The 11,581-nt window shown below is 63.8% G+C and carries 7 protein-coding genes; 2 read left to right on the forward strand and 5 right to left on the reverse strand.

Annotated elements, in window-relative coordinates; genetic code table 11:
• The first annotated feature begins 81 nt into the window (after window positions 1-81).
• Window positions 82-1,008, forward strand: coding sequence for a dihydrodipicolinate synthase family protein (locus tag ACMGDH_RS09100; RefSeq protein ID WP_436827624.1), 927 nt, complete (start codon window positions 82-84; stop codon window positions 1,006-1,008).
• Between the two features lie 16 nt (window positions 1,009-1,024).
• Complete coding sequence (locus ACMGDH_RS09105) at window positions 1,025-2,194, forward strand: mandelate racemase/muconate lactonizing enzyme family protein (RefSeq protein ID WP_436827625.1); 1,170 nt, start codon at window positions 1,025-1,027, stop codon at window positions 2,192-2,194.
• 208 nt (window positions 2,195-2,402) lie between these two features.
• Here ACMGDH_RS09105 and ACMGDH_RS09110 read toward each other — a convergent pair whose 3' ends face one another.
• The 5 genes from ACMGDH_RS09110 to ACMGDH_RS09130 form a co-directional block, all read right to left on the reverse strand.
• Entirely contained in the window at window positions 2,403-5,210 is a 2,808-nt protein-coding gene (locus ACMGDH_RS09110; RefSeq protein WP_436827626.1) for a hypothetical protein, read from the reverse strand.
• 57 nt (window positions 5,211-5,267) lie between these two features.
• The gene (locus ACMGDH_RS09115; RefSeq protein WP_436827627.1) at window positions 5,268-7,970 is read right to left on the reverse strand and encodes a TonB-dependent receptor; all 2,703 of its coding nucleotides are present in this window, start codon (window positions 7,968-7,970) and stop codon (window positions 5,268-5,270) included.
• A 612-nt stretch (window positions 7,971-8,582) separates the two neighbouring features.
• On the reverse strand, window positions 8,583-9,203 hold the full coding sequence (locus ACMGDH_RS09120) for a hypothetical protein (protein ID WP_436827628.1): 621 nt from the start codon (window positions 9,201-9,203) through the stop codon (window positions 8,583-8,585).
• Window positions 9,200-9,847: a hypothetical protein gene (locus ACMGDH_RS09125; RefSeq protein ID WP_436827629.1), complete on the reverse strand. Its 648-nt coding sequence runs from the start codon at window positions 9,845-9,847 to the stop codon at window positions 9,200-9,202. Before ACMGDH_RS09125 ends, ACMGDH_RS09120 begins: the two co-directional genes overlap by 4 nt.
• 820 nt (window positions 9,848-10,667) lie before the next feature.
• Window positions 10,668-11,402 (reverse strand): Crp/Fnr family transcriptional regulator, encoded by a 735-nt coding sequence (locus ACMGDH_RS09130; RefSeq protein WP_436827630.1) that lies wholly within the window; start codon window positions 11,400-11,402, stop codon window positions 10,668-10,670.
• Window positions 11,403-11,581 lie beyond the last annotated feature (179 nt).

The following is an 11,581-nucleotide window of genomic DNA, read 5'->3' on the forward strand; positions in this document are numbered from 1 at the left end:
AAACATTTTTTATTGCTAAATTAGCAATGTTATGGTTGGACATCCCAGCGCTTCGATGGCGCGCGTGATGAGGGGATGAACATGTCGACGATCAACGGCGCCTTTCCGGTCCTTCCGACCATCTTCACCGACAAAGGTGCGATCGACGAAGCTGGCATCTGCGCCGTTACCGACTGGGCGATCGGCTGCGGAGTCGATGGCGTCGTCTTTCCAGGCCTGGCCAGCGAGTACGACCATCTCACGCTCGACGAGCGTCTCCATCTGATTTCGCTCATCGGCGAGCGCGTCACGGGTCGCGCCGCCTTCGTGTGCGGCGGCGGCGGCAAGAGCGATGAGGAGAGTGAGACGGTAATCGTCGCCGCCGCGCGCGCCGGCGCTAGTGCGGCGATGGTGGTGACGCCCGGCCGCTACGCCGACGACATGGACGGCCTTGCCGGCTTCTATCGACGCCTTTCCGCCACTGCTGACGTGCCGATCATGCTTCAGAACGCGCCCAAGCCGATGGGCCTCGGCCTCTCCCCCGCCGCGGTGCTCGACATCGTCCGCGCGGCGCCGAGCATCCGCTATGTGAAGGAGGAGACCGTTCCGTGCGGCCAGCGCATCACCGCGCTGCGCGAACAGGGCGATGGCCTGCTCGACGGCATGTTCGGGGGGGCCGGCGGCCGCTACATCACCGACGAACTTGCGCGGGGCGCAATCGGCACCATGCCCGCGGTCGAGATCGCCGATCTCCATGTCCAGCTTGTCGCGGCACACCGGGCAGGCGACTGGGAGCGCGTGCGCTGGCTGTTTGAGCGCACGCTGCCGCTGCTCAACATGCAGGCGATCTATCGCTGGCGGTTGACCAAGGAAGTGCTCCGCCGCCGCGGGCTGATCGCGAGCGCCTTCGTCCGTGCGCCAGGACCGGCGCTCGACAAGCATGATTTGCGCGAGCTCGACGAGCTGCTCGAAAGCCTGGCGGACTTGTTGACGCCCGTCGAGGCGATCGCCCAACGTCGCGCAGGCTGACCCGAGGAAGACACAGATGGACGACCGGATCGAGCGCATCGAAGCTTTCGTGGTCACCATTCCGCGCGACACGCCCTATCTCGGGCCGCTCGGCGCGGGCGAGCAAGTCAACGCGCGTGGCTATTTCGTGCGCAAGTCCAACCGCACCATCTATCCCACGCAGGACCGTTCGGTCGTTGTCCGTGTCACCACGCGCGACGGCGTGGTGGGCTGGGGCGAGACCTATGGCCTTACTGCGCCGCAGGTGATCGGCACTTTCATCGACGATCTGATTGCGCCGATCGCCACCGGCCGCGACCCGTTCGACGTCGCAGTGCTGTGGGAAGATCTCTACGACATCCTGCGCGTGCGCGGCTATGGCGGGGGTTTCTATCTCGACGCGGTCGCCGCAGTCGACATCGCGCTGTGGGACATTTGCGGCCGCATCGCGGGGCTTCCGGTCCGCAAGTTGCTCGGCGGCGAGCGGCGCCAGGCGATCCCGGCCTATGTCTCCGGACTCCCGCGCGCGACGCTCGATGAGCGCGTTACGCTAGCGAAGGGCTTTGCCGACAAGGGTTTCACCGCGTTCAAGATCGCCGCGGCAGTGAGCTGGGACGGGCTCCACCGCGAGCTCGGCGCGCTGCGCGAGGCATTGGGCCCCGAGGCGCGGCTGATGGTGGATTTCCACTGGATGCACAGCCGCGGCGACGCCGCCCAGCTGATTCGCCGACTCGAACGCCATGACCTCGCCTTCGCCGAAGCGCCGCTGAAGACGGAAGACGTGGCGGGGCTCGCCCATGTCGCGCGTTCAGTCACGACGCCGATCGCTGCGGGCGAGGAGTGGCGGACCGTCTATGATGCCGAACCGCGGCTGACGGCCGGAGCGGTCGCGATCGTGCAGCCCGAGATGGGCCACACGGGCATCACGCAATTCATGCGCATCGCGCAGCTCGCCGGCGCACATCACATCCCGACGATCCCGCATGCGACGATCGGTACCGGCATCTTTCTCGCCGCCAGCCTCCAGGCCTCGGCGGCGATCCTCGACCTGCCAATGCACGAATATCAGCATTCGATCTTCGACCGGAACGCCGCGCTGCTCGACGGCACGCTGGCGTGCGAGGCCGGAGCCTATCGCCTGCCGGAAGGCCCTGGGCTGGGCGTCACGCCAGGCGAAGGTTTCTGGCGCTACGCCGAAGCAATCTGAGGCGGCAGAACCTTGGGCTCGTCCTGGCCCCCATCCTGATCCGCCCTCGCCAGGGGGAGGTGGCGTGCGAAGCGCGTCGGAGGGAGAGGACTTCCAAACGTCCGTTCTGGCATCCGCCCCCTCCGTCAGCCTACGCATTCGCGGGGACTGACACCTCACCCTGGTGGAGGAGGATAGGTTCCCTAGCCTCAATCGGTACCGATATTGCCTACCGCCCCAGCACGCCGCGGCTCGCCTCGCGGCTGCCGTCAGCGCCTTCGGCCGAAAGCTCGAAGTCGAAGCCCTCGTTGCCCAGCCCTTCGACCGTGAACTCGAACGGATAGGCCGTGTCGGTCAGCTGCCGGCGCTCGCCGCCGGCATCGCGGTACGACAGCGTGACGCTGCGCACCTTGCTGTCGTCGTCGCGGCAATAGACGAACGCCCGCCGGCCGAGATCGCCGAAGCCGAGCAGCGCACCGCGCGCGTCGCATGCGGCGAGCGCGACATGATCGTTGGGAATGCGCTCGGCTTTGGCGAGTAGCTTCTTCTGGAAGGCGACCCTGGGCTGTGCGCCCTCGATTTTCAGCGCCGTGATCCCGCCCGCGGGAACCACGACCTCGAAGCCGCCCGCCTTCGATGCAGCCTCCCCCTCGGATGAGAGCTTGACCACCCTGCCCCCTGCGGACACCCGTGCGGGATCGAGCGTGACGCGGCTGCGAACCGCCACCTGCGACTGGTTGGTGAAGGCGAGGTAGAGCGTGTCGCCGCGATAGCTGGCGACATGGTTGAGTTCGACCGAATCAGGGCGAACCAGCCCCTTGGGCATCCACAGCTGCACGCCTTCATCGCCATAGAAACGACCCGGGCGGTGCCCGTAGAAACCGTTCTGCAGATAGGCATAGCCCTCGATATACTCGGCCGGGAAATCGATCTGCCCGCGCGAGCGGACATGCGCATCGCTCACCAGATAGTCGAGCAGCATCGTCGCCATCGGCCAGATGTGGTTGTAGTGGAACGAGTTGACGCTCAGCTCCTCGTGGCGATGCAGCGGATAATCGGCGCGCTCGTAGATGTTCGTGCGCGCGGTATTGATGTGATAGCCGGGAAAGCTGCGGTAGCGCCCGATCGTGGCCGCCTTTGCCACTTGCTGCAGGAAGGCATCACCGGTCGCCGCGCCGATGCGCAGCATCCAAGGCGCATAATTGGTCATGAAGATGCCGCGATGCCCGCTCGCCGTGCCCGAGGATTCAGGCGTAAGGCCGATCTCGGACAGACGCCAGGCGGGCACCTGCTCCTCGGGCGCCGTCATCGGCTTGAACCCCTTGGACTTGAGATACCAATAGACCGGCGCCTTGCCGCCCGGATTGACCGTGACGTTTTCGTCGGGGATCCGCGGCGCCATCCAGGTGAACATGGTGTAGCGGCGCGCGGCGATTTGCGCGGCCTCGAGATAGCGCCGCTCCTTCGTCGCCTCGTACAGCCGGTAGAGATTGATGAAGTCCGGCACGAAGCCGGTCCAAAAGAACTGCGCCGGCCCGTCGAACGATTTGGAAAGCGTATCGACGCGCTCCTTGAGGTAGGCGTCGGCGCCGGCGGTCGCGGCATCGAGATAGCGCTTCTCGTCAGTGGCAAGATAGAGGCTGAGCGCGTTCTGCCAGCGGTCTCCCCGCTCGGCCACGTCGAGGTTGCGCACCCGCGTCTGGCCATAGGCTTCGCGCGCAAGATCGAGGAATAGCGGGTTCGCGCGGCCGAAGATGTTGTACAGCGCGGTGAGCTCGGAGAGCGGCGCCGCCGGTCCTTTGAGGGCGCGCGACGGGTCCTGAATCTTCTGCTTGGGATCGAGGCTGAACAGGAATTTCTCGCGCGAGAGCTGGTACTCGATCACCGGCGCCGCGCGTCCCTCGAACAGCTCGGGCCGGTCCGTGACCAGCGCCAGTTCAAGCGGATTGAGGCTGCTGACATTCTTCACCGCGCCGGGCACATCGGTCGAATAGGACGGCCCCTTCAGCTCGGCGATCCAGTTGGCGTACTCGGTGAGCGAATAATCGACGATATTGTCGAACGCGGTGTTGAGCGAGGCGATCGAATTGTGGCGATAGTCGCGGAAGCCATAGATGTCGCGGGCAAGCTTCTCATAGGTCCGGGTGATGTCGCTCGCGCGTTCGGTCACCGTATAGAAGCTGAAGCTGGTCGTCTCGCCCGGCTTGAGCTGCGATCCCGCGCCACCGAGCACCGGGGCGAAGATCGTCGGCTGGGCGCGCCCGTCCTCGCCGCGCACGGCGATGCCGAAGCGGCTGTTGTCGGCAAGCGGCAATGGCTGGAAGGGAAATTCCTCGGCCGCGGCGAGCGCGCCATAGACGCGGTCGCCCTTGCGGACGAGCGCGGTCGGCAACGTCGCCTGATAGGCGAGCGTCAGATAGCTGTTCGTCGGCATCCGGCGCTCCTGCCAGACCAGCGACTGCCACACCTCGTCGGCCGCGGCCGCGTCATGCGCCGGCGCGCCGACATACCCCACTGAGAAATAGCCCGGCTTCTTCGCCTTCAGCCGGTAGCGGATCAGCGGATAGGGCTTGTCCGAGGTGACCAGCTCCGCCTCGAGCGTGAAGCGCGGATCTTCCGGGAAGGCCAGCGTCCAGCCCTGCGTAGTCCGTGTGACGCTGCTGGGCTTGAGGCGGACTTGTTCTCCGCTGTTGAAATAGTTTGCTGTCCGCGCCTCGGCCGACGCGTTGAGGATGCGGTCGTCGAAACCGTCGCCCTGCGTGGCGGCGGCGCGGTTGACCTCGGTCAGATCGGCACGCGCCGGATCCTGCGCCAGCCAGGTGGCGACATTGTAAGGCGTCCGGGGAATCCCTGCCGGACGCAACGCCACCTTGGGATCGGTCTCGCGATAGAACACAACGAATTCGAGCTCGAACTCACCTAGCGGCGGTGCCTCCTGGGTGGCATCCGGGCGCGGGCTCGCTTGGAGCGGAGTAAAGGCGTGAAACATCGACACCGCGGCCACGCCCGCCGCCAACAGACCCAGAGTACGCAGCATCACTTACAATCCTCGGAAGAACGCCGCGGCGCCACGAAGCGCCGCGGTAGAGAGACTTTACTTGCCGAAACGCACGCGGAGGCCGGCGGTGAAGGTTCGCCCGCTGAGCCGGTAGGTCTGCGTCGCTTCCTCGAACACGCTGTAGCGGCGGTTCGGCGTGTTGGTGAGGTTGGTCGCCTCGAAATAGAATTTCACATTCTCGTTGAGGTCGAAGTTCATCGACGCCGAGAGGCTGTCGTAGGCGCGGTAATAGCTGCCGCTGCCGCCGGTCGAGATGCTGGAGAGATATTTGCTCCGCCAGTTCCAGGCCAGGCGCACGCCGATCGGGCCCTTCTCGAAATAGCCGACGAGGTTGACGTTGTATTTCGAAAGCCCCTGCAGCGGCAGGTCTTCCCCGGTCCGCACGTCGAGAATGCCCGTGCTGCTGTCGACATAGGTGAAGGTGGCGTTGACCCCCAGCCCGTCGAGCGGGCCGGGCAGGAAGTTCAATGGTTGGCTCATCTGGGCTTCGACGCCCTTGATCTTGCCGCCCTGTCCGTTGACCGTCCGCGTGACCGCGAACAGGCCGTCCGGATTGTTCACCGGATCCGGAGTGAAGCCTGGAATCTCCTCGAAGAAGACGCGCCGGTAGAGGAAGGTCTCCACGTCCTTGTAGAAGGCGGCGATTGAGTAGATCGCACCCTTTGAGGGGTAGAATTCAAGCGATGCGTCGAGCGAGTTGACGCGGAACGGCTCGAGCGCCGGGTTGCCGGCCGTGGCGACGCCAGTGGATTCGACGACCGAGAAGGACGGGGTCAGGTCGGTCGTGTCGGCGCGTGCCATGCTCCGCGCCGCGCCGAGGCGCAGCAGCATGCGCGGCGCGACCTCGAACCGCAGCGACACGCTGGGAAGCCAGTCGTCATAGCGCACGAACTGGTTGTTCGGCCGCACGCTGTCCGGATCGTAGCGGACGCCGGCCCAGCCGAACGCATCGACCTTATTGTGCACATAGCGCAGGCCGACATTGCCGGAGAAGGGGATGCCGAACAGCGACGAACGGAAATCCGCCTGGCCATAGGCGGCATAGGTGGTCTCGATGAGCTGGTACGACGATGTCGGATCGAACTCCTCGGGCGCGCAGGTCGGGACGATCGCCTCGCACACATAGTCCGACGTGCCGAGCGGCACGCCGATCATATAGGCGCGCGGGAAATTGCCCTCCACGCCTTCGAGGAAATCGGGATATTCCGCTACGCGCCAGTTGCCCGGGAAATTGGTCACCGGGGCCGAGGTGCCGGAGAAGACCACTTGGTTGCGATAAGTGCCGCGATCGGAATTGACCCGATTGTAGCGCACGCCAAGCTTCAGGTTGCGCACGAAACCGTCCAGCTCCTGGACGATATCGAGCTTCCCCGACACTTCTTTCGACGCATAGTCGAAGAAATTGTCGAACGAGGTGTTGAACACAAAGTTCGCCGGGTTGGTGAGGTCGAGCCCGTTAGGGAAGGTGACCGCGGGCACCAGCGCATCGCGGAAATCGAAGGCGACGACCTGCTGGGTGCGTGTCTTGGTGCTCAGATAGGACTGGGTATAGTCCTGCTGTGCCTTGGAATAGGCGAACTCGCCCGAGAGGGTCAGCCGGTCGGTCACATCCCAGCTTCCGCCAATCGCGCCCGAATAGATGTTGGTGGGAAGCCGGATAACCTCGCCATTCCCCTGCACGTTGGTGGCGCGGAAGGTGCCGGCGATCAGGTTCTCGTTCTCGTCGACCGTGAGCTGCGTATAGGCGCTGCCGGTCGGCGACAGCGGGATCGACAGCCAGTTGCGCTCACGTTCGGTGTTGGCGCGCGCGTAGAGGAAGTCGAAATAGCCGCGGAAGCGCGACGACGGTGTCCAGTTGACGCTCGCCACCAAGCCCAGCTTCTCGCGCTCTTCCTCGAGCACCTGGAAACGCAAATCGTTGATCCAGTGGATCGGCGATCCATCGCCGTTCGGATCGAGCGGGATGCCGGCGGGATTGTTGTTGAAGCGGCTGTCGAACGGCCGGAAGCCCGAGGCGCTGTCGAACGAATCGGTGCGGATATTGAGCCGCTGATAGTTGATGCCCAGCGACACGCCGAGCGTGCCGTCGAACAGCGATTTGGAGATCAGCGCGGTGCCGCGGCCCGAGAGCTTGCCCGACTTGTCCTTGTACACGCCCTCGATCGAGGCGCCGAAGAAGAACGGCCGGCTCGCCGAAGGACGGCGCGTCATGATGTTGACCGTGCCGCCGATCGACCCCTCGATGTTCGACGCCGCGGGCGACTTGGTCACGTCCATCCGGCCGACCAGCTCGGACGGGATCAGCGTCAGCACACTGTACGCGCCTTCATCCGGACCGTCGGCGCCGCGGCCATAGGGGCTGACCAGCGTCCGGCCGTTGAACTCGAGCCGGTTCTGGCGAAGACCGCGGATCGAGATCTCCTTGGCCTCGTCGATCCCTTGTTCAACCTGCACACCCGACACGCGCGACAGCGATTCAGCAACGTTGCGGTCGGGGAGCTTGCCGATGTCCTCGGCGACGATCGAATCGACGATCTGGTCGGAATTGCGCTTGATGTCGATACTCTGGGCCAAGCTCTCGCGGATCCCGGTGACGATCACCTCCTGCTCAGCGTCTCCGCCCTCGGGCGGCGCTGTGGATTCGCCAGCCTGTGGAGCGGTCTGCGCATAGCACAGGGTCGACGTCGAGCTCAGCGCCACCCCCAGCACACCCAACGCAACTACGCGGCTCATCGCCATTCAAGCCTCCCCAATCATGGCAGGTGGTCCTGCTAGTTGCCGCGTTAATGTTGCTAATTTAGCTATTTGTCAATCGCGAAGCATCGGCAATCCCAGCATCGCGCGACCCCATGCAGATCTTATCCCGCGCCCAGACGTCAAGGACACCCAAAGCATGCAGGTCAACACATCCAAACTCGATGGTGTGACTAATATAGCATTCCATATGCCGGGAATAGGATCGCGACCCGTAGGGCCGGTGGCAAGAAAGCGGTTGGGACAGGGTTCAAGAACCTCCAGCATATCTCGCTGGATCGCCGCACAAATCTGCCGCTCATGACGTGTGCAAATGCGCGCGCGGCATCAATTGGCGTCCTCCGACGGCAGCTAATGCCTCCGTTAGCGGCCGCCAAATCGCCTGACCTAACGTCGGCTCTTGGGGTCGGCGGAAGACGGGCTGAATGTCCGAAATTGGGGCGCAGAGCTGCCGGCCTTCGAAGCGATGTCGATGACGCTGAGGCGTCTGCACCAGTATGACATGATAGCCATCATAGGGCTCTTTGGCTGGCGAATTCGCACCGATTATGGGAACGAGCGCGAGGCCGATCGACATATTGCGCAGCGCGCGGCCGTTCACTCCTCATACCGCGGCTGGTAGCGTTCGCGCGGCGTGCGCCACGCGCGAAAGAAGTTGAGCGGGTCATTCGAGCCTAGAAATTCCCGGGCGAGCGCCAACCGCTCGAGCACCACCGCCCTCTCCTCTTCCGCCAAAGCGCCAGCACGATCCTCGACACCCTGGAAGAAGCGCTCGACTTCCACCACGCGCGACCATTGCGTTATGACGTCACCAAGAGCCTCACGGCTGTCCTGAACCAACTTTTCTACCTGCCGGCGATCGTCGCTCCGACGCCACTGTTCCTGCTGCGCGAGCCATTTCGCCCGTTCGATCTCGGCGAGACGATCGACCTCCTCCAATTTGGCAACCAGCTCGCGCGCCTCGCGGGATACCGCGTTGACGATCGCCTCGATCGGGAGGATGCCGGCTTTTTCCTTCGCTTCCTGCCAACTCCGCGACCAGGCGACCCGCCCATAGGGAGAATAGGCGACGACGCGGAGGCGGCCCGAGGGAACGTCCTGGGTGGTCGTCCAGCTGTCATGGCGCGAACGCAACATTCTCGCCGCTAACTCGCGGGTATCGCGGACGTACTTGCCGTTCACGTAGCGAAGCGTTGCGCGCTCGGACATCTCGATCACGCAAAGGCCAAAGGCGCCGTGCCGATCGAAACGATGGTAGGACGATCCGGCGACCATAGCGCGGGATAAGGGCCGTGCTGCCGGTGGGGGCCACCCGCCTCGCGCTCCTCAATCGTTGCTCGGCGCATTCCAGAGTTCGGCGGTGCCAGCGCGACATGGTGGCCGGCCGCCTCGAACCCGTTGAACAACGCGTTCGCGAGAAGCAGCGCTCTGTCGAGACAGGGCTGCGAGGTCGTGATATCGACCAGTCGCCGCTTGAACGGTCGTAACAGAGCGCCTTCGTCGACGGGTCGGCTATGGAGGATCATGGCCTTTGCGCCGCTGAGCAGAGGGTGCATCGCCGGCAAGGATGGCCGACCGGCCGCACGCCGGACCGGCGCCTTCGGCAGAGCCGGCTTCGCCCGCGGAACCGGCGTACCGTCCCGCGACCAGCCAAGCGCGGCGCCCGCCTTGGGCTCCGGTAGTGGCGGGGCTGGCGCGGCTTTGCCGACGGCCAGCTTCGCCCAGTAACCACGCGGCGGTCTTGGCACAGCAAGCGTCTCGCAGACCCGGGCCAAATAACTTCCCGAGACCTCGAACCGGCCAGCGATCCTTGTCATCGGCTCGGCCCAGACCAGCCGATAGAGTTCCTCACGCAGGATCATGTCAGCCAGTTCGCCGAATCCCTTTTCGGTAGCGGCCCGCTCCTAACACCTCCGGCAAATCCGTCGCCTGTTTTTGCTTCGGCGGCCCTGCAGAACTCGACGGCTGATACCTCTAGGGCCTACGCATATCTTGAGTGACGCCTGGGGGTGATATTGGGACGTTACCCTTTGTCGCTTATGGTGATTAGGCAGTGGCTATTGTTAAGAATAATTATGCACGAATGCAGACAAGTAGCTGATTATACTACATTATAGCCGACTCTTAATCAGCGGGTCCTAGGTTCGAGCCCTAGTGCGTTCACCAAACTTTCCAATAAATCAACGACTTAGAAGAGTTGCCAAGGTCACTTGACGGGCCCTTTCTCAAGTGTGCAGCAAACTGTGCAGCAGATTTGATGTGATGCGAGGTTTCCGGCCATGCGCATGCGTTCTGCCAAACAGGGAGAAAGGACGGGGAAGTTTATAGGAATTTGCTTAGGAACGGCCGGATTTGGGCCGGGAGCGGACAGGCTGTTTTCGGGAGCTGCGCTCCGGATAGCTGCCATTCAGGCGCAGACCTGGAACAACAGCTCAAGTCACTAAGTGCTAGCTGATCGATGAAGTTGAGCAGCAAGTTTCCTACGATATTGCAGTCTCGCCAATTGCGGTTCGATCCTTTGCTCAATCTAAGCATCGCCGATATCGTTCCCGACGCTGTGTTCGGCGCGATCTACTTCGCGTTTCCCGCCGGTGCACTTGCCCTGTCGCGGAAATGACCAATGTCGGGCCGGGGCGGGCCGCGCGCGCGCCTATGCCGAGATCGGCATCGAACCCATGGTGGTTATCCCGACGAAGACCGCCGCTCGACGGCGGGCGCCCAGATCTCTTCCTTGGCCATTGCGAGGCTCTGGCGGCAGTTGCACGCGATCTGCTCCAGCCGCGCGACATCGAGGACTTCGATCGCGCCCCGGCCGCTACGGATGATCCCTTCCCGCTGCAATTTGGCAATGCACGCCGACACGGAGGTCCGCTGCGCTCCGAGCATCTGGGCCAGCGCCTCCTGAGTGAGCGGCAACACGTCGGCGAGGCAACTGCGATCGAGCGCATCGAGGATCGAGCGGCCCAGACGGCTTTCGATCGAATGGAGAGCGTTGCAGGCCATGAGCTGACGAGCCTCGGTCACCGCCATCTCGAGATGCTGTTCTACCGCGCATTGGAGCCCCGCGGACGAATGCAACATCTCGCGGTAGCGCGCGACGCCCACACGCAGCGCGGTGCCGGGAATTTGCACCTCGCCTCGGCACCGGAAGCGCCCGCTGCCGAACGCTTCCAGCACGCCCACACCGCCATTGCACCCGACCATGCCAGTCTGCACACTCTCACCATCAATGGTCTGGGTCAGGATCGCGACCAGTCCGGTCAGCGGGAAGTGGACCCAATCGGTCAATTGACCATCGCTGTGAAGCGTGGAGCCGCGACGCAGCTCGACCTGCTGAAAGAAAGGGCGAAATCGGGCGCGCCCAGCGGGCTCAAGTGCCGCCAGGAGCGCGTTCGACTCGAAACTGGCCTCCGCCATTTCAATGCCTCCTCGCTGCAAGCGGTCGCAGCGAACGAGGCATGCCCTATTCCCAGGCGCCAAAGGATCATCCGCAACCAATCAACGCAGCCAATAACAAGTGACCAATGGTCTACCTGTCGAAACGCGATAGAAGCTACCTGGTTCCCGACGATAAAGCGCAGCATGCGCCATGTCTA

Origin of the sequence: Sphingomonas radicis, assembly GCF_051400635.1 — a bacterium.
Taxonomy (GTDB): Bacteria; Pseudomonadota; Alphaproteobacteria; order Sphingomonadales; family Sphingomonadaceae; genus Sphingomonas.

Bases quoted from the DNA above. Each gene is read 5' to 3' on its own strand.
- ACMGDH_RS09100 (WP_436827624.1), top strand. From the start codon at position 82: ATGTCGACGATCAACGGCGCCTTTCCGGTCCTTCCGACCATCTTCACC.
- ACMGDH_RS09105 (WP_436827625.1), top strand. From the start codon at position 1,025: ATGGACGACCGGATCGAGCGCATCGAAGCTTTCGTGGTCACCATTCCG.
- ACMGDH_RS09110 (WP_436827626.1), bottom strand. From the start codon at position 5,210: ATGCTGCGTACTCTGGGTCTGTTGGCGGCGGGCGTGGCCGCGGTGTCG.
- ACMGDH_RS09115 (WP_436827627.1), bottom strand. From the start codon at position 7,970: ATGGCGATGAGCCGCGTAGTTGCGTTGGGTGTGCTGGGGGTGGCGCTG.
- ACMGDH_RS09125 (WP_436827629.1), bottom strand. From the start codon at position 9,847: ATGATCCTGCGTGAGGAACTCTATCGGCTGGTCTGGGCCGAGCCGATG.
- ACMGDH_RS09130 (WP_436827630.1), bottom strand. From the start codon at position 11,402: ATGGCGGAGGCCAGTTTCGAGTCGAACGCGCTCCTGGCGGCACTTGAG.